Origin of the sequence: Microcoleus sp. Pol11C3, assembly GCF_036701485.1 — a bacterium.
GTDB lineage: Bacteria > Cyanobacteriota > Cyanobacteriia > Cyanobacteriales > Microcoleaceae > Microcoleus.
In genome coordinates, this window is sequence record NZ_JAUBQW010000046.1 from 23,778 (window position 1) to 40,821 (window position 17,044).

General features: G+C 44.9%; 17 protein-coding genes and 1 pseudogene. 9 read left to right on the forward strand and 9 right to left on the reverse strand.

All coding sequences use genetic code 11. From position 1 onward, the window contains the following. The first annotated feature begins 140 nt into the window (after window positions 1-140). Complete coding sequence (locus tag QUA40_RS13010; protein ID WP_333126151.1) at window positions 141-1,649, forward strand: hypothetical protein; 1,509 nt, start codon at window positions 141-143, stop codon at window positions 1,647-1,649. A gap of 84 nt (window positions 1,650-1,733) precedes the next feature. Then, complete coding sequence (locus QUA40_RS13015) at window positions 1,734-3,599, forward strand: ABC transporter ATP-binding protein (protein WP_333126153.1); 1,866 nt, start codon at window positions 1,734-1,736, stop codon at window positions 3,597-3,599. 39 nt (window positions 3,600-3,638) lie between these two features. Here QUA40_RS13015 and QUA40_RS13020 read toward each other — a convergent pair whose 3' ends face one another. After that, window positions 3,639-4,058, reverse strand: a complete 420-nt coding sequence (locus QUA40_RS13020) for a hypothetical protein (protein WP_333126156.1) — start codon at window positions 4,056-4,058, stop codon at window positions 3,639-3,641. Window positions 4,059-4,351: 293 nt separating this feature from the next. Between QUA40_RS13020 and gnd the strand changes: the two genes are divergently transcribed. Beyond that, complete coding sequence (gene gnd, locus QUA40_RS13025) at window positions 4,352-5,806, forward strand: decarboxylating NADP(+)-dependent phosphogluconate dehydrogenase (protein ID WP_333126159.1); 1,455 nt, start codon at window positions 4,352-4,354, stop codon at window positions 5,804-5,806. A 381-nt stretch (window positions 5,807-6,187) separates the two neighbouring features. Here gnd and QUA40_RS13030 read toward each other — a convergent pair whose 3' ends face one another. Further along, window positions 6,188-7,147: an NAD-dependent epimerase/dehydratase family protein gene (locus QUA40_RS13030; protein ID WP_333126162.1), complete on the reverse strand. Its 960-nt coding sequence runs from the start codon at window positions 7,145-7,147 to the stop codon at window positions 6,188-6,190. A gap of 283 nt (window positions 7,148-7,430) precedes the next feature. Here QUA40_RS13030 and QUA40_RS13035 point away from each other — a divergent pair, with 283 nt between their 5' ends. Both QUA40_RS13035 and arfB read left to right on the forward strand, forming a co-directional pair. After that, window positions 7,431-7,856 (forward strand): restriction endonuclease, encoded by a 426-nt coding sequence (locus tag QUA40_RS13035; RefSeq protein ID WP_333126165.1) that lies wholly within the window; start codon window positions 7,431-7,433, stop codon window positions 7,854-7,856. 72 nt (window positions 7,857-7,928) lie between these two features. Then, window positions 7,929-8,342 carry an alternative ribosome rescue aminoacyl-tRNA hydrolase ArfB gene (gene arfB, locus QUA40_RS13040; protein WP_333126168.1) on the forward strand — a complete coding sequence of 138 codons (414 nt, stop codon included), beginning with the start codon at window positions 7,929-7,931 and terminating at the stop codon, window positions 8,340-8,342. A gap of 39 nt (window positions 8,343-8,381) precedes the next feature. Here arfB and QUA40_RS13045 read toward each other — a convergent pair whose 3' ends face one another. The 4 genes from QUA40_RS13045 to QUA40_RS13060 all read right to left on the reverse strand — a co-directional run bounded on the left by QUA40_RS13045 (window position 8,382) and on the right by QUA40_RS13060 (window position 9,854). Beyond that, window positions 8,382-8,651, reverse strand: coding sequence for a helix-turn-helix transcriptional regulator (locus QUA40_RS13045; RefSeq protein WP_333126171.1), 270 nt, complete (start codon window positions 8,649-8,651; stop codon window positions 8,382-8,384). Window positions 8,652-8,885: 234 nt separating this feature from the next. Further along, entirely contained in the window at window positions 8,886-9,164 is a 279-nt protein-coding gene (locus tag QUA40_RS13050; protein ID WP_333126174.1) for a helix-turn-helix transcriptional regulator, read from the reverse strand. A gap of 57 nt (window positions 9,165-9,221) precedes the next feature. Further along, window positions 9,222-9,470 carry a helix-turn-helix transcriptional regulator gene (locus QUA40_RS13055; RefSeq protein WP_333126177.1) on the reverse strand — a complete coding sequence of 83 codons (249 nt, stop codon included), beginning with the start codon at window positions 9,468-9,470 and terminating at the stop codon, window positions 9,222-9,224. 153 nt (window positions 9,471-9,623) lie between these two features. Beyond that, window positions 9,624-9,854, reverse strand: a complete 231-nt coding sequence (locus QUA40_RS13060) for a hypothetical protein (protein ID WP_333126180.1) — start codon at window positions 9,852-9,854, stop codon at window positions 9,624-9,626. On the opposite strand from QUA40_RS13060, the gene QUA40_RS13065 reads away from it, so the two are divergent. Beyond that, window positions 9,835-10,833, forward strand: coding sequence for a hypothetical protein (locus tag QUA40_RS13065; protein ID WP_333126183.1), 999 nt, complete (start codon window positions 9,835-9,837; stop codon window positions 10,831-10,833). The genes QUA40_RS13060 and QUA40_RS13065 overlap by 20 nt on opposite strands. 7 nt (window positions 10,834-10,840) lie before the next feature. After that, entirely contained in the window at window positions 10,841-11,002 is a 162-nt protein-coding gene (locus QUA40_RS13070; protein ID WP_333126185.1) for a hypothetical protein, read from the forward strand. Window positions 11,003-11,362: 360 nt separating this feature from the next. Here QUA40_RS13070 and QUA40_RS13075 read toward each other — a convergent pair whose 3' ends face one another. After that, window positions 11,363-14,911, reverse strand: coding sequence for a PAS domain S-box protein (locus QUA40_RS13075; RefSeq protein ID WP_333126187.1), 3,549 nt, complete (start codon window positions 14,909-14,911; stop codon window positions 11,363-11,365). 687 nt (window positions 14,912-15,598) lie between these two features. Further along, window positions 15,599-15,811, reverse strand: coding sequence for a hypothetical protein (locus QUA40_RS13080; protein WP_333126190.1), 213 nt, complete (start codon window positions 15,809-15,811; stop codon window positions 15,599-15,601). A gap of 168 nt (window positions 15,812-15,979) precedes the next feature. Between QUA40_RS13080 and QUA40_RS13085 the strand changes: the two genes are divergently transcribed. Further along, complete coding sequence (locus QUA40_RS13085; protein WP_333126191.1) at window positions 15,980-16,240, forward strand: hypothetical protein; 261 nt, start codon at window positions 15,980-15,982, stop codon at window positions 16,238-16,240. A gap of 66 nt (window positions 16,241-16,306) precedes the next feature. Beyond that, the gene (locus QUA40_RS13090; RefSeq protein WP_333126194.1) at window positions 16,307-16,660 is read left to right on the forward strand and encodes a hypothetical protein; all 354 of its coding nucleotides are present in this window, start codon (window positions 16,307-16,309) and stop codon (window positions 16,658-16,660) included. Here QUA40_RS13090 and QUA40_RS13095 read toward each other — a convergent pair. After that, window positions 16,649-16,945 (reverse strand): annotated as a pseudogene (locus tag QUA40_RS13095) (IS630-like element ISMae27 family transposase); the annotation flags it as partial. The gene QUA40_RS13090 and the pseudogene QUA40_RS13095 sit on opposite strands and share 12 nt — an antisense overlap. Window positions 16,946-17,044: the final 99 nt, after the last annotated feature.

The following is a 17,044-nucleotide window of genomic DNA, read 5'->3' on the forward strand; positions in this document are numbered from 1 at the left end:
TGGTGGGATTCATTCAGGGCGATCGCTCGATCTGGCAGAGTTTGAGATGGAAAGGGCGATCGTATCATGGAAAATAGGTAAGTCTCTGATTCCGGTGTGGTGCGATCGAATTCATCCGCAAGTACAGCAAAACTAAAAAAATGGAAATTAACACCTTGGAGGATTTAGATAAACTTGAACTCAAGATTCGTCAGGAAATTAGCAAATACCGGCTAGGTGATGTTTTGTACTCTCTCTATCAAAGAAAAGATAGCTTGCGTCCCTTTATAGCTGCGGGAGTTGCCCTATTTGCTGTTAGATTTTCCGAGCCTAGCATAGTAAGCCAAAAAATTAAATTACTAAACATTGATACAATCATAAGACTTGTTTCTGATTACTTACTAGCCGACCCTATAACCTTTGACCAAGAATTAGAGAATAATTTTATGGGCTCTAATCCCGCTTTTGTGATGTTGAGATTAGCCTGTAGCCAATTTCCATTTGAGGTTAGTGAATTCAGTCAATTTTCAAGACCTATCTTACTTTGCCATGAGATTCCCAATAGTTTAGTAGGTAAGCCAGGTATTAGACAATTCGATATACAAAAAGAATTTTCGGCTCTTAATGGAGTCTCTATACATGAGTTTATCCATATTGGATTTGCAGCATCTGCATTTGCAAAAAACAATTTTGCGTTTTCCTTAAACTTGTTTAAAAAAGTACGCTCCCAAGGTATTAGTCTTCTTGATGATAAAGCTATCTCTCAGGTCGTTTACCAGTTAGCAGGCGATCAAGTTAAAATTACGACCTTGTATGACAAGCGTAAAAACAACGATCGTAGATTTAGAATGTATGATTTTAATCCTCTGCAGACATATCCCCTAGTATTTCCTTGCAAAAGTAAGGGTTTTGGGAATTTTGGACAAGACTTTATGTGCGCTCCCGTGCCTGGTTTAATTGATGATAGAATGTCTATCGGTATATATTATCAACTATTTAATAAATTTAAAAACAAGTTTTCTGATTATTTTGGATATGTTTTAGAAGAGTATTTAAAACTTATCTTAAATAACTCTATTACTTCAGAAAAAATTATTGATATACGCGACCTTGGTATAAAAAACTCACAATCTCCTGATTATGCAATTATTGATGGTAGCGTAGCGATCGTTTTGGAGTGTAAAGCAACCAAATTTAAATTACCTGCTAAAACTATCTCATCTGAAGAGGATATCAATGATAGTTTGGAACAAGTCCTAAAAGGTTTAATACAAATTGATACCTTTATCAAAGCCTGCAAAGCCCGAGCCAGTAATCTAGATGAATTTCATGACTGCAGCAGATTTATGCCGGTGTTAGTTACTCTTGAAGATATGTATTTAATTAATAGTGATGATTTTCGCGCTCACATAAATGAGTTATTGAAAAAAGAACAAATCGTCAATCTAGATTGGCAAATACTCTCAATTGGTGAGCTAGAACGTTTGCAGCCTCATCTAGCAGCGGGCATTCACTTATCTCAAGTGCTTCAAGATTTAAAACACAAAAGTTTTAATAATGTGTTAAAGGAGTTGGCTTCACAAACTCGCAAAACTTTTAAAGATTCTTTCCTCTATCCTAAGCAACAAGAACTATATCAGCGCCTTGGTCTTCCTGACAGAAGTGAATAGAAAAATTACTACTGACAACCTAGGATTTCCTTTGTTACAATATACCGTCAGGGGATGAGTAGACCCGACACCTACCCACAAACTATGCAACCCATCCAAATTAGCACCTTCCAAGCTTTGCGGCGCAGCCTGGGCCTGATAATCAAAGCTGCACCCATTGAACTCCGAAATTTAATATTACTCAACATTATCAGCGGTGCTGCCCCATCTGCCGTGCTATTTTTAGATAAATTAATCATTGATGAAGTATCTCGGTTGCTGTCGCAAACCCAAACAGCACAGCCCTTTGCTTTGATGCTTTCCCGGCCAATATTGCTGTGGAGTATTGCCGGAGTCTTAAGTCTCAAGTTAGTCGGCGATGCCCTAGACACAATGAACTCTTTTGTGGCGACATCTTTGCGCGATCGCGTTCAAGGCTTTGTCGAAGGAAAAGTCCTCGAAAAAGTCGCCAATTTCGACGATATTGCCCTCTTTGAAAACCCGGAACTATTAAATATAGTAGAACTCGCAAAAAGCGGAGTATCCAAAATACAGCAACTCGCCTTTACCATCAGCATGACTATCACGGGAATTTTTATATTTATTCCATCGATAGGCCTTGCTGCTGCAATAGCTTGGTGGGTGCCATTGCTGATGTTAATCTCATCATCTCCCTCAATTTACACCCAAAGAAAATATAGCAGAATCATCTGGAGAGTTCAAAGAAAGCAAGCTAAAATCAGCCGCGAAATGAACTTATCCGCTAGAGTATTGACGGGCGAAGAATATGCTAAAGAATTGCGTTTGTTTGGCTTGCAAGAACTTTGGCTAAAACGCTGGCAGGGTCAGTTTTTGCAATTTTTTAGCGAGATGCAGCAAATCCGAAAAAAAGGAGCTTTTGTTGTACTTTTCTGGTCGATGTTTAGTAGAATCGGAGTGGCTTTGCCATTTATTTATGTAGTAATAGGAGCTTTGGGTGGTCGCTATACTTTGGGCGATTTAGCACTCTATTCTGGTTTGATTGTCCAAGTAAAGCAAAGTTTGCAGATGCTGATTAGCACTTCTACTAATTTGTACGATATCTCTCTCAGCGTTAGTCCGATTTTTCAACTTTTGGAACTCAAACCAGAATTACAGTCTCCGCTTGTGGATGTGGCATCTCGCCTGCCTAGTTTACCAGAAAACGGGCAAGACTCCCGCCCCACAAAAGATAAAATTGGCATCGAGATTAAGCATTTATCTTTCTGCTATCCCGGTAGCAATAAAAGCACGGTTGAAGATATCAACTTAACGATTAATCCGGGTGAAATGCTAGTGCTTGTTGGTGAAAATGGCGCGGGTAAAACAACTCTTGGCAAACTCCTCGGCCGCCTTTACGACCCGACAAGTGGTACGATCGACTGGAACGGCAAAGATTTGCGATCGTACTCTCTAGCATACGTGCGATCGCGCATCGCCGTTGTTATGCAAGATTACGCCCGTTTCCCCTCGACAGTTCGCGAAAACGTCGGTTTCGGCGACTTGCTTTCCCTCTCAGATGACACCGCAATTAATGAAGCTATTTCCGAAGCAGGAATTAGCGCAAAAGTCAATAGTCTTTCCGCAGGTTTAGAGACTCCGTTGGGGAAACAATTAGAAGACGGCATAGACTTATCGGGGGGACAGTGGCAAAGAATTGCGATCGCCCGCGCCTTAATGCGGCTTTCTACAGCCGAAGTGCTCATTTTTGACGAACCAACCGCCGCCCTAGACCCCAAGACAGAACACGAAATTTACAGCATCTTCCGCCAAATAGCCGCCGGGAAAACCACGATTGTCATCAGTCACAGGTTGGGGTTGGCCAAAATTGCCGATCGTATCGCCGTCATGGAAAATGGTAAAATAGCAGAAATAGGAACTCACGACGAATTGATAGCATCAAACGGAATTTACTGCTCAATGTTCACCCGTCAAGCTAGCAGCTATATTTAGTAATTAGTCAACAGTCAACAGTCAACAGTCAACTGTTGACTATCTCCCCGTCAGCGTATCCGCATAAGGATCGGGCAAAGCTTGCTGCACTTCAAGCGACAAAGCATCCCCAGTCAACGGTTGGCTAATCAAATTTTTTTTTAGCCCATCCCCCCGGCGATCACGCTCTTGCAACTTCAGCAATTCCTCTTGATAAACAGCAACAATTCGCCCTAAACTCAGCACCAAATCATCCCAATTATCATCTCCCACCAACTTCTCAGAAATTCCCTCAAATAACTCTCCCGCTTGCCTTTTTTGCACATAAGCTTTCAAAAGCTTTCCCGACTTTTGCAAAACGGCCTGATAAATATCCCCATCCGACCACCACAGCCCCTGTTGACTCAGCAGCCAAGTCAAAATATACTCGCGAGCGTGTTGCTCCTTCACCCAGGCCGCGAGATACTGCAAATCTTCCATAGTTACAACAGTCTCCTAAATTTTCCTTAAAATGTCCGCTTGTTTGTATCTATCGTTACCGCGATCGACATAATACCTGCCTTATCATCTCCTGCCCGCGTCATTAATACCCCTTAAATCTTAAAAAAACCCTACTGATTTACCAAACAGCAATTCTGAGAATATAAAAATAAACCTAAACCTCCTAGGTCTATTGTCCAATACTTTTAGTCCACCGGAAAGCGGTACACCCCGCCTCGCTTTCCTCTCTCGCAAACCTATCCTCAAGCGGGAACAACCAGCGGGTTATTAGCATGACAAAGCAAAATTTTGGTTTAATCGGTCTAGCAGTGATGGGCGAAAACCTAGCGCTCAACGTCGAAAGCAGAGGCTTCTCCGTGGCTGTATACAACCGCACAGCAGCCAAAACCGACGACTTTATGGCCAAACGCGCCCCCGGCAAGAACATTGTAGCCGCCAAGACTCTGACAGAATTCGTCGATGTCCTAGAAACCCCACGCCGAATCTTAGTCATGGTGCAAGCTGGGAAAGCCGTAGATGCAGTCATCGACCAGCTCAAACCCATGCTGTCACCGGGCGACATGATTATTGACGGCGGCAACTCGCTCTACGACGACACCGAACGCCGCACCAAAGATTTAGAAGCAGCGGGACTGGGATTTGTCGGCATGGGCATCAGCGGCGGCGAAGAAGGCGCCCTCAACGGTGCTAGCCTGATGCCCGGTGGCACCCACGCTGCTTACGGCCTACTAGAGCCAATTCTCACCAAAATTGCGGCTCAAGTAGATGACGGCCCCTGCGTCACATTCATCGGCCCTGGGGGTGCTGGCCACTACGTGAAGATGGTTCACAACGGCATTGAGTACGGGGATATGCAGCTCATTGCTGAAGCCTACGATTTGCTCAAAAACGTTGGCGGATTGAACGGCCAGCAGTTGCAGGAAGTTTTTGCCGAATGGAATACAACAGACGAACTCAACTCGTTTTTGATTGAAATTACGGCTAACATTTTCAAGTATATTGACCCGGAAACTAAGCAACCCTTAGTTGAGGTAATTATGGACGCAGCCGGTCAAAAAGGCACCGGCCGCTGGACTGTTATGAGTGCTTTGGAATTGGGCGTGAGCATTCCCACAATTATCGCTGCTGTGAATGCCAGAATCATGTCTTCTTACAAAGACGAGCGCGTTAAAGCTTCCCAAGCACTGACGGGGCCTAGCGGCAAGTACGAAGGCGATACTAAAGAGTTTGTGAACAAAGTTCGGGATGCGCTTTACTGCTCGAAGATTTGCTCCTACGCGCAAGGCATGGCGCTGTTGAGCGCGGCCTCGAAGTCGTACAACTATGACTTGAGTTTGAGCGAAATTTCCCGAATTTGGAAGGGTGGCTGTATCATTCGGGCTGGATTTTTGGACAAGATTAAAAAAGCTTTCAAGGACGATCCCACGTTGCCGAATTTGCTGTTAGCGCCGGAGTTCAAACAGAGCATTCTCGATCGCCAATCGGCTTGGCGAGACGTGTTAGCTACTGCTTGCCAACTGGGGATTGCAGTACCGGCATTTAGCGCGTCGCTGGACTATTTCGACAGCTACCGACGCGAAAGATTGCCACAAAACCTCACGCAAGCTCAGCGGGATTATTTTGGCGCTCACACCTACGAGCGCACCGACAAACCGCGCGGCGAATTCTTCCACTCAGAGTGGACGCAGACTGCTAAAGAGTCGCTGCAAACCGGTACTACCGACTAATCTTTGTAGGGTGCGCCATAAGCACCCGCTCGGGTTTGTAGTGAGGAATTCAGTCCTCAAAATCAGAGGACTGAAGTCCTTACTACAAACCTATTTTAGGGTAGTTCTTAAAGAGCGCGTAATATCAGATCGTGTCGGTCGATTGACCGCAATCAAATAGGTTCGTAATGCGGAATTCATTCCGCCGCACGAGAGCATTTTGCGGACTGAATTCCTCACTACAAACCTATTTAATTGTAGTTCTTAAAGAGCGCGTAATATCACTCATTAGTTGATAGTAGACGACCAATAATGTGCACCTAATCGGTGTAGGCAATGTTGGCGGTAGCACATTATCCTAACTCCTGAACAACCGCAAACATTGCCTGAAATCGAAACTATTCAACTAGCGCTCGCTCCGCACTTATCAACTGTTTGCTGCAAACCCTCTCGGTAGCTAACATAGCGCGGACTCCACCCAAACTGCTTGCGGAATGAATCGCTATTAACAGTGGTAGAAAGCTTTAACAAATCCACTTGTTGAGGGGTGACAACTAACACCAGTGCCAGCGGTGTCAGCCACATGGGAATGTGCCCGGGGCGTTTTCTGCCCAGCGTGAAGGCAAATCGATCGATAAAATCAGCAAAAGACACCGGAACACCATCCACAACATTAAAAATTGCACCTTTCGGTTGCTGTTGCGCTACCTGTACCAACGCCGCCGCCGCATCCTCAAAGTGCAGCCAATTTCCCAGATTGCTCTCGGGCCCGGGAAAATAAGGACGACCGAGTTTAAACGATTTTATGTAAAGTTTGAGGTCTTCCGATTCAGGCCCGTACAGGTATCCCAGCCGCAATACACAACTCGGAATTTGACTGTTTGTCACCTGGTTTTCGGTGGCGATCGCCATTTTGAAAATGGCGTCATCACCTGGTACACTCAGCGGTGTGCTTTCCGTCGCATCCCTCGCGTTCCCGTACAGAAAAGTGTAGCTAGTGTGAATTAGCAACTTAATATCCGTGTCTTTTACCGCTGTCAGCAGTGCACCAGTCGTTGCCGAAAGCGTTTTATCGAATCCTTTCCAATCTTGCCCGTCGCTTAGCAGCGTATTTGCCTTTTGGGGAGTCAGGTTTACCACCACATCTGCATTGGCGGCCAGAATCGCATCCCTGAGTTCAACAGCATTCGATGGGTCAGTTTCTACCGCGATTCCGCCGTGGGAACGCACGGTTGCTGCACCATCTTTGTCCTGCGTCAATCCAGTTACTTTGTGGCCCTGCGCTACAAACTGCCGGACGGTTTCTTGTCCGAGTTCAGTCTCTGCGCCGGTAATGACAATGCTCAGCTTTGTGTCTGTCATGTGTTTTGATAACGTGTCTTCTATAGGCTTACTATTTCTGGCTACTGTGGCGCGACCCTCTATTGATAGAAAAAGTCGTTATTGTAGAGATCAGTTGCTGATGATTTCTCTACAGAATCCCCAGAGTCCCGACTTCTTTAATAAGTCGGGGAGCTAAAAGAAGAGGATTTTATGTTTAATTTCTCAGTAATTAAGCTCGCAATGTGCTTGAGGTCTTGGTAAATAACTATACTCAGCAAATCTGGTACAATCCTAACTAATCCTTTAAAAAAAATGTAATTTAATGTTAGACCTAAATAAGGTGGCGGAATGGTTAGAACTTGAAAGAAGTTTATTAGAGAGTGGAATTTTAGAAGTGGATTCAATGACGGGAAAAGAGTTTGAAAGATTTCTATCTCTCCATTTTGAAAAGTTGGGCTATATTGCTATTTTAACTCAAGACAGCCAAGATTATGGGGCGGATTTAATTTTATACAAAGATGGATCAAAAACTGTGGTTCAAGCGAAAAGAAGCAAAAATCCAGTTGGGATTAAAGCAGTTCAAGAAGTAGCAGGAGCAGTCAGACATTACAAAGGAAATAAAGGAAGAGTCATCACCAACAACAGATTTACCGAAAATGCTTACAACCTTGCTGAATCTAACGACATAGAGTTATGGGATAGAAAAAAACTCATCGAATTTATCCTGACAGCTAAGAAGTGTAAATAATTGATCTACCAAAGTAAGTTATATATAAAAGATGCACTGCTTTCCCAGTATCTTTAATCTCACTGATGAATCATGCTACAAATTTCTAACACAGTGTTTCTGGACGATCGCGAAATCGAGATTAGTGCGATTCGCTCTCAAGGCGCGGGGGGGCAAAATGTAAATAAGGTGGCGAGTGCGATTCACTTGCGCTTTGATATCCCAGCTTCCTCATTGCCCGATCGCTACAAAGAGCGTTTGTTGCAAATCAACGACCAGCGCATCACCTCCGAAGGTGTGATTGTCATCAAAGCCCAGGAACACCGCAGCCAGGAACAAAACCGGGAGGAGGCTTTGAGACGGCTGCAAGAACTCATTAAAAGTGCGATCGTCATACCGAAAAGGCGCAAACCCAGCAAAGCCACTCGTAGTTCCCAGCGCAAGCGTCTCGACAGCAAAACCAAGCGAGGGCAGATTAAAGCTCTGAGAGGGAAAATTACCGATTGAGCGATGAAAGGTCGATCGGGCTTTTTGAGTTTTTAGTTTTCAGTCGGGATTTGGTGGGCCTAAGTCGTCAGGTAAATCGTTAAGCGTTTTTCCGAGAGCTTTGCAAAGGGCTTTCATTTGAGCAATGGTCAGTTCTGGTTCGTCTAGTCCTCGCTCCCAGTTACTGATTGCTTGTTGGCTTAGGGTTTTTGCGCCCGTTTTGTCGGGAATTTGTTTTGCTAAGGCCGATTGCGATAAACCAACAGCCTCCCGCAAGATTTGCAGTGCTGGTATATCTTTTGACTCTTGAGTTTGTTTCTTTCTGGGCATATCATAGGAAATTTACAAGCAAACTTGTTGACAACTCGGAAGTTTACAAGTATCCTTGTTAAAGATAGAGATAACAGAAAGGCCGCTGCTTTAGCCGGACGGTGGAAACGCTTTGGTTTAGCAAGCTGCCCTATTTTTAGTTTCTACCCATTATGCCTGCATACCCTTAGTATTTTCCGGGCTTGGGTGCATGACTCAAGCCCCTTTCCCTAGACTTTTCCGAACCCCTGCGGGTTAGTTGTCCTTCGGCGAGGGCTCACGACTTGGCAAGTCATCGGGAATTTTGGTTACGTCTAATCCTAAAACCTCAAACATTGTTTTTAGAGAAACTTGGTACAGGTTAGCCATAGCAAGTATATTTTCAGCGTTAGGCAGAGCCTTGCCTAATTCCCAGTCAGCTTGTCTTCGCTCGGAAATTCCGATTTTTTCTTTGACTTGAGGGCGTGTTAGTCCAGCTTTTTCTCTGAATAGTCTCAATGGAGACTTCTCCTTTTCTTGTAAACCTTCTATCATAGGACGGAATATTCATGATGTAAACGTCTTAACAAAGACTTTGAGAAGACGTAAACTTCACGTTGATAGGTCATCGGGAATTTTGGTTACGTCTAGTCGCATACATCTAGCAAGTGTTTTTAGGGGCACGCCTAGCTCGCGCGCCAGAGCAATGGCCCTATCGAAGCGAGGAATGGATTCTCCTCGTTCCCAATCGCCAATAATGCGAATTCCTACCCCCATTCGACGACTAAGTTCGGGTTGGGTCAAATTTGCACTTTCTCTAAGGTTTTTCAAGGTTATGGTTTCTTGATCTTCAGCTTCCATTAATTGTAGCAGTTAATTGCTAGCAGAATAGTGCTTGACAAAGTTGGCATCTGGCACTAAACTGCTAGTAGACAGACAAAACAAAGGCGGCTCAACCAGCCGAACAGTCAAAATGCAGGTTTGAAGAACCGCCTTATTTGTAGTGTCTATCAATTATGCCTGCATAATCCTTAGTATTTTCGGGGCTTGAGTGCATACCTTAATCCCCTTTTCCTCAACGCCGAGGAGGTGGTGCCATTTAAAAGGTCGATCGACCCACAGCACAACCCAACTCAAAATTGTACCAAAGATCCAGACCAAAACTTCCACTTTGCGATCGCACAACTTCCGTGGTATCGTTCCATTTCTCGAACCATTCCAGATCATGCCCACATCAATTGACAACTTCTACCTAGGCGATGTCGCCTCCAACTTTCACTTTGCAGGCCCGCTGCTTGACTTTGAAGAAGAAATCCAGAATCAATCTCCCTTTCACGATTTAGACTTCCTGACAGGCGAAATTAAAAGGGGATTCCTCGACTACGTGCGGCAAGGAATCATGCTGGACGCCATCCGAAAACTGCGATTGTACAAAGACAAGTTCAAAACCTTTAAAACTTACTGCGAACAAGCATTAGGCAGGCAGTATTTTTACTGCACGCAAATTATCAAATCAGCGAGCATTTGCCTGCGCTTAATTAAAGCAGGATTTGAGATTTTGCCGAGCTGCGTTGCTCAAGTTGTCCCTTTGTTCAAACACGCAATCACCGACCAATACGGCGACAGTCTTTTACAGGAAAAGTGGCAAGAAGTTGTTGATGTCATACCAAAAGAAAGGATTACGGCAGTAACTATTGCCGAAACAGTTGACAACAATCCCAACCTCCGGCTCAAACAAATTCGGATTAAAACTGACACTTACGCCCTTTTAACGAAAAAAGCAGCCGCAGCCGGACTGTCAATTTCGGAATTTTTGGCAAGGTTGGTTGACGAATACAATCCCAGAAATTTAGAGCGCCCAGCGGAACATACTCCCGAACAAGAGGAGATTTTAGACCAATTAGACGCGGAGTTTAAGAAGCCTGTCCCGTTGCCGGCTTCAACTTCTGCCCAAGGAAAAGTTAAGTCTAAAGGTTTTGGAGTGAAAGTTGAGCCTAAAGGTGGTAAAAGGGAAGTAAAGGCGAAAAGTTCGGAAGGGGAAGTAAAGGCGAAAAGTTCGGAAGGTGAAGTTAAGTTAAAAAATCGGCAAACTGAAATCAAAGCCGAGAAACAGTCGAATTCATTTAAAGAGAAAAATCATGAAGTCATCTGCCCAAAATCCAATCATGCGTCAACTGAAATTAATGGAGGCTCAACTGAACGAAATTCAGTGCCACCTTATTAAAGCTACTGTGTTGAATTGGTGGCAAATAGTTTTGCCTGATGGACAGAAGATTGCGATCGAGCACGCGGGCGGCGGACACTGGATTTTTCGGGCTAACGGGCTTGAGAAATCTCATCCAGAAGTGCGGATAGCGGTGTTAAGGGCGATCGCCGAAGGCTGTCGCCGATAAGTTACGGCTAAGGACACGGCAGTGCCGTGTCCCTACTGGGCGATGGGATTTGGTATGGTTTGGGGATGGTGGGGGCGATCGAGATTAGTTGCGTTTACTGTCGAAATTTCCCAACTGTGGGGCAAAGTTTAAAGTTCCCGCGTTGTGGGCGGAGGGTTGGTGTCAACGATGTCTTATGGGGTTTGGGGAGCAATGCCTTAGCAGAGCCTGTTCCTACATCAAGGCCAAGCAGCATTAGGCTAGCCCTCAATTCGTGACATTTTCCCAGACAATACTCAAAAGACATCTCCAATAATCAACTTGAAATCCTTGTACCGAGGTAGCTGAATCTTAATTTATGCAGATGTTTAATGCTCTGCCTTACTCTATCCGATCAAGTAATTGCTCAATTGTCTCCACTAACGTTTCAGGCTCAACAGGCTTGGGAAGATGCTTGTGAAATCCGGCTGCTAGCGCTTGCTGTTGATTTGTCTCACCTGCATAGGCTGTGAGAGCGATCGCGGGAATCTGTCCTCCCTGCTCTGGAGATAGTTGTCTGATTTGACGAATCAACTCATAGCCATCGATTTGTGGCATCCCAATATCAGCAATCAAAACATCTGGCTTAGATCCATTCAGTTGTTGTAGCGCATCTGTTGCTGAAGATACACAGATCACGGTGGCTCCCGCTTCCTCCAATATAAATTGAACTAACTCTAAATTGTCTACTTGATCATCGACGGCTAAAATACATAATCTAGCCAAGGGTGAAGTGTGAACATTGAGAGATAGATTGTCCTTCTGGTCACTCTTCACATCCTTGCTTCTGGCTAATAAGGGAAGTGTGACAGTAAATGTTGCTCCCTGTCCTTCTCCAAAACTTTCGGCTTTGACAGTTCCACCATGTAGCTCAACGAGGTGACGCACGATCGCTAATCCCAGCCCTAACCCACCAAATGTTCTCGTAATACTGCTATCGGCTTGTCGAAACGTTTCAAAGACATAGGGAATAAATTCTCGCTTAATCCCTTTCCCCGTATCCCTGACTTGAATTTGAGCATAGGAATCAATCGTTTTTAGCTCAACTTCAACTCGACCTCGAGCTGGGGTGAACTTAATGGCATTGGTGAGCAGATTCCAGACAACCTGTTGCAATCGGGCAGCATCTCCTAACACATCGCCCACATAGGGTTCTAGCTGAGTTTGAATGTGAATGTTCTTCGCTTCGGCGGCTAAACGAACTGTTTCGATCGCGGCTTTAACAGTTAGTTTCAAATTAATTGGAGTAGGGTTCAAACTCAGCTTGCCTTGCAGAATGCCAGAAATATCCAGCAAGTCCTCAATGAGTTGAACTTGTAACTCAGCATTGCGTTCAATCGTTTCGAGAGCTGTCGCCACCTTGCCAGAATCAAGGAGCCCTCTTCGCAGCAGTCGAGTCCAGCCCAGAATCGGATTTAACGGAGTTCGCAATTCGTGCGACAAGACAGCTAAGAACTCATCTTTAATTCGGTTAGCTGCTTCGGATTGTGCCCGTGCTTGCCGTTCTGACTCGTAGAGTCGTGCTCGGTCGATCGACTGCGCCGACTGCTGTGCCAGTGCCAAAACGAAAGCGCGATCGCTCTCACAAAGCTGGGGAACAGTCGAAAAACTCAGCGATAGCCCACCAACGGCTTGTCCTTCAATCAACAATGGCAATGAAATCCAGGCTTTTGAACCAGCCTTGGCATACGCTTGGGCTAAATCAGGATAACGGGCAATTCGGTTTTCGAGGGTTTCTAGCCAAAAAGGTTGCCCACTTCGCACTGCTTCTGCGAGAGGATAGGGTGCATGAATTGAAAAACTGCGCGGAAATTCTTCTACGTGCTCATACCCGATCACTTTAATAATCTCCAGTTCGCTTGCCTCTTGGTTTAATACGGCAACCAAACCACAACTTGCTCCTAGTGCGGACATTCCCTGTTCAATAATGACCTGAGCCACTTGAGCCGAGGTTAGCGATTCAGACAAAGCTGTCATCACCGCCAGCAGTCGAGCCGTCCGGTTAGCAGCGAGTTCGGCGGCTAATTTCGCTTGTTGTGTTTCATTATAGAGACGAGCATTATCAATGGCGATCGCTGCTCGCTGAGCCAAATCTTCAGCCAAGGGAATGTCTTCCAGGCGATAGCGGCGATCGGATTCGGTAAACACAAACGTAATGCTACCCAACACGCGCCCGCGTGCCTGTAGCGGTGCAATGATGCAGGACTTTAACCCAACTCCACGTAAGATTTCCAGGTATTCAGCATTCGGCACTGTGGCAACTAACTGTTCATCTGTAATCTCAATCCCAATTTCAACCTGTCCTGTTTGTATGACTTTAGCAATGCCATACTCATCATCAAGATGTCTGGGAAAGCGTTGAGCCAACTCCCAGCCAAACTTCTCTTTTTCGGGATCTGAATGAGCAACTGCAACACGACCAATTGTGCGATCGTCATTCACTAGATCGACACTACACCAATCTGCAAAATAAGGAACTGCCAGCTTTGCAACGGTTTGGAGAGTTTGTTCGTACTCCAGCGAAGAGGAAAGGACAGCACTAACTTGGGCTAAAAATGCTGATTGTTGTTGAGAATTCTCTGCTAAAGCACGGGCTGCCTGTTCTTGAACAAGCTGTAGTCGTTCGTCTTCGGTTTGCTTGCGTTCAGTAATGTCGCTGAAAGCAGCAATGATATTGATAATTTGTCCCTCTGCGTCAAACAAAGGGGAAGCATTGATCGAGAGAATCGTGCGAGTTCCATCGGCATGGCTAATGCCATGTTCTATACCATAAACAGGCTCACCTGTTTGCATCACCCGCACAAACGGCAGTTCCTCTTGTGGGAAAGGATGACCATCCACAGTTGTAATGAACCAGGATGGATCGTTATAGCCTCGCTCTATAATTTCGCTACGAGTTAATCTTAAAATCCTCTCTGCTGCCTTATTTGCGGCAGTAATCTGTCCGGTAGAATCTAGAATGGCGATGCCATCGGGAATAGTTTGGAAGATGCTCGATAATTGCGCTTCACGTTCGCGCAGAGCAGTTTCTGCCTGCTTGCGTTGTGTAATGTCGTGCATGACGACAACAGCACCCTGTTTTTCGCCGTTTGGAGCTACGATAGCTTGCCCAGTTGCTAGCAGCGTTCGGGCAGTTCCCTGCTGCGGAACAATCATCATTTCCACATCCCGAACGTTCTGTCCTTGCAATGCCCGGAACAGGGGAATATCCTCTGTATTCATGCGGATTTTGCCGTCGGGCAAATACAAGTCATAATATTGCGCCCATTGATCGGGTGGAACTGGCTGCTGAGGTAATCCATGAAAATCTTTAGCTGCTTGGTTAAATACCGTCAATATGCCGTCGGTATCGCAAGCCACAATGCCAGCTTGAACGTTGTTTAGAATTGCCTTCAAAAAGTCCTGTTTTTTATCAAGAGTGGCTTCCACCTGCTGGCACTTGGCGATTTCGGATTTCAATTGTCGATCGAGTTGAGATGTTTCAGTCGTGTCTTGGAAGTAAATAAGGAAGCCATCTTCACTCTTGATGAGGCGAATTCTCAACCACTTGTTGAGTGAGGGGTAGTGTTCTTCAAACTCGATTGCAGTTGGCGTGGCGATCGCTTGATGACAATACTTATATAGCTCAGAGGTAAGATCGATCGAAAATATAGTCCATATATTTTTGCCTATCAGGTGTTGCCGTTTCCTGTTTAAAAGCTGCTCTGCTTTATGGTTGACATAGGTGCAGTGCCAATCTGAATTAATAGAAATAAAGGCCTCAGCCATGTGATCTACTATCACCGCAAATCGTCGTGCTTCGAGTGCTTGGCAGTCCGTACATAGCTCTTGAGGAAAATTTACAGTAAGCTCTTCTCGATCATTCAAGGAGTGTGTACGTTCTACATTCATTGCGGTTAGTCCTGCCTATTTACCTATTATGCCAGTTATTGTTAGAGAATCAAGATATACAGGACTTACGCATAGATCCCCCTAGCCGCCTAAAAAAGGGACTTTGACTGTTCTCCCCCTAAAAAACGGGGGCTAGGGGCGATCGAGGTTTTAGGCTTTTGGTGCGTAAGTCCTAATATATAGTATGCTCAAAACCTCAGCCATTCAGTGTTTAAGCAAAGGGGCGATCGCCACTCATGGGACAGCACCGCTAAAAATTCGTCTTTAATGCGGTTAGTAGCTTCTGCTTCCGATCTTGCAAGGCGATCGCGTTCTAACAGTTATTCTCTTTCTTGTTCTGCTTGCTTGCCCTTTGTTCACCGATGGGCAGGGTGCCTAGGAGAATCGGGCTAGCGTTGCTTTAGCACCGAACTCATGCAAACTACGCAACTGCTCAGCAACAGCCTCGACGAAACGTGGCGACTTTACTAAATCTCTGACCTATACATATTCTGTCATTCCTAATTGAGAATGCCAAATCTAGCAGTTTGGTTGTAGAAGCAACAAAACCCTCTACCAGAGAGGGTTTTTAGTATGGACACAACTGGACTCGAACCAGTGACCCCTACGATGTCAAGGTTTAATTGGCATCGCTCAAAAATATACGGGATATAGGATTTAAGCATTTTTAATAACTGATATATCAATTTAATCGCTTTTTTTAGATTTAGATTCTTGATTTTGTTGATTTTCTTCGCGAATCCTTAACCATTCCAGCAGTCCCATGCGGACGATCGATGCCAGCGATTGACCCGGTTCGATCGCCTGAGATCTAAGTCGCTCGCGTAACCCACCCACATCAAATGTGAGCCGATCGCGAGTATCCCTACTTTTTCCTTTTTTACTGTTTTCCTCGCTCATAAATCTAGCATATTCGATGAGCGAAACAAATCTTAGCTAAATATTCAAGTTTTTTCTTGACGTAACATCCATTGGATGTTACGGTTTATTTAAACGTCCAGAAAAGTGTTGGTACCACTTTTCTGGACTTTCAACCAATGTCGATACACGACACTAGGAGACAGAATTATGTTACTACAGATGACGCAATTGGCGTATCGGAACGAATATCCGATCGTAGTTGAGCGCCAATTCAATCCAAATTCCCAGGTCAGAGGGTTCGGGGAAACAGCAGCAGCAGCAACCCAAAAAATCTGGGAACAAAGACGGGAATTAGGATACTGGGATGCAGAAAAAGCTTACCCGCAAGGACAAGAAAATCTCTCAGTACCAGAAACTAAGTCTGCTAAGCCTGAAGAAGCGCCGAAACGTGGTACTGGCAGGCAATAGATTCATTTTTTTTACTCTATCGTGAGCTACTTGAAGGGATCAAAGAAAGGGTACTAAAAGTAGCTCATGAGATACGAGAAAAAGTGCCGAAAGCCTTACACAGTACAGTTTAAAGACGAAGCAGGAAGAGCAAATTACTGGACTCGATCGCAAATAAAGCAAATTCTGGGGAGTGTGGGTCGTAAAAGTAGGCGCAAACCAGCACCAATGTCGGAAGCGACATTCAAACGCCGACTGACACTGCTAGAAGAAGAATGCCCAGAATGCGATCGAGTGCTTCATTCCCGTAAATTTTCAGATTTTCAAAAACGATGTCTGGTTCAGGTCGAAGAAATTTTCGTTGCCTGCGATCGAGATATCGACAAAACACGCAAATACTTACAAAACGTAGGACTTAATACCATTTTTTTAAAGATGTGATAGAGATAAAGAATGTAAAATCCAAGACCATCCGGTGAGAAAACCAATGACGCGAGCGGTGAAAGATGCCAAAATTTCCTTGACTTTTGTGCGGAGTTCGTCAAGATTACTAAACACCGACCAAGCTAAAAAATCTTTCAGATATTCCCACACTCTTTCTGTCGGATTTACTTCGGGACAAGCCGGAGGCTGAAATAGTAAAATAACATTGTCGGGTAATTCAGATGAGCTTAAATTATGAGCGGGTGCGTTATCTACTTGAATGATGTGTAATTCATGAGGATATTGTATTTACAAAAGTTGTAAATAGGGCTTGCTGAATAATCGATCGCATATTGCGTGGCGAAAGGTTTCGAGCGGGCGATCGAGAGTAAAGTGCAAGAT

Excerpts from the sequence above, each read along its gene's own strand:
- QUA40_RS13010 (WP_333126151.1), top strand. The coding sequence starts at position 141 with ATGGAAATTAACACCTTGGAGGATTTAGATAAACTTGAACTCAAGATT.
- QUA40_RS13015 (WP_333126153.1), top strand. The coding sequence starts at position 1,734 with ATGCAACCCATCCAAATTAGCACCTTCCAAGCTTTGCGGCGCAGCCTG.
- QUA40_RS13020 (WP_333126156.1), bottom strand. The coding sequence starts at position 4,058 with ATGGAAGATTTGCAGTATCTCGCGGCCTGGGTGAAGGAGCAACACGCT.
- gnd (WP_333126159.1), top strand. The coding sequence starts at position 4,352 with ATGACAAAGCAAAATTTTGGTTTAATCGGTCTAGCAGTGATGGGCGAA.
- QUA40_RS13030 (WP_333126162.1), bottom strand. The coding sequence starts at position 7,147 with ATGACAGACACAAAGCTGAGCATTGTCATTACCGGCGCAGAGACTGAA.
- QUA40_RS13035 (WP_333126165.1), top strand. The coding sequence starts at position 7,431 with ATGTTAGACCTAAATAAGGTGGCGGAATGGTTAGAACTTGAAAGAAGT.
- arfB (WP_333126168.1), top strand. The coding sequence starts at position 7,929 with ATGCTACAAATTTCTAACACAGTGTTTCTGGACGATCGCGAAATCGAG.
- QUA40_RS13045 (WP_333126171.1), bottom strand. The coding sequence starts at position 8,651 with ATGCCCAGAAAGAAACAAACTCAAGAGTCAAAAGATATACCAGCACTG.
- QUA40_RS13050 (WP_333126174.1), bottom strand. The coding sequence starts at position 9,164 with ATGATAGAAGGTTTACAAGAAAAGGAGAAGTCTCCATTGAGACTATTC.
- QUA40_RS13055 (WP_333126177.1), bottom strand. The coding sequence starts at position 9,470 with ATGGAAGCTGAAGATCAAGAAACCATAACCTTGAAAAACCTTAGAGAA.
- QUA40_RS13065 (WP_333126183.1), top strand. The coding sequence starts at position 9,835 with ATGCCCACATCAATTGACAACTTCTACCTAGGCGATGTCGCCTCCAAC.
- QUA40_RS13075 (WP_333126187.1), bottom strand. The coding sequence starts at position 14,911 with ATGAATGTAGAACGTACACACTCCTTGAATGATCGAGAAGAGCTTACT.
- QUA40_RS13080 (WP_333126190.1), bottom strand. The coding sequence starts at position 15,811 with ATGAGCGAGGAAAACAGTAAAAAAGGAAAAAGTAGGGATACTCGCGAT.
- QUA40_RS13085 (WP_333126191.1), top strand. The coding sequence starts at position 15,980 with ATGTTACTACAGATGACGCAATTGGCGTATCGGAACGAATATCCGATC.
- QUA40_RS13090 (WP_333126194.1), top strand. The coding sequence starts at position 16,307 with ATGAGATACGAGAAAAAGTGCCGAAAGCCTTACACAGTACAGTTTAAA.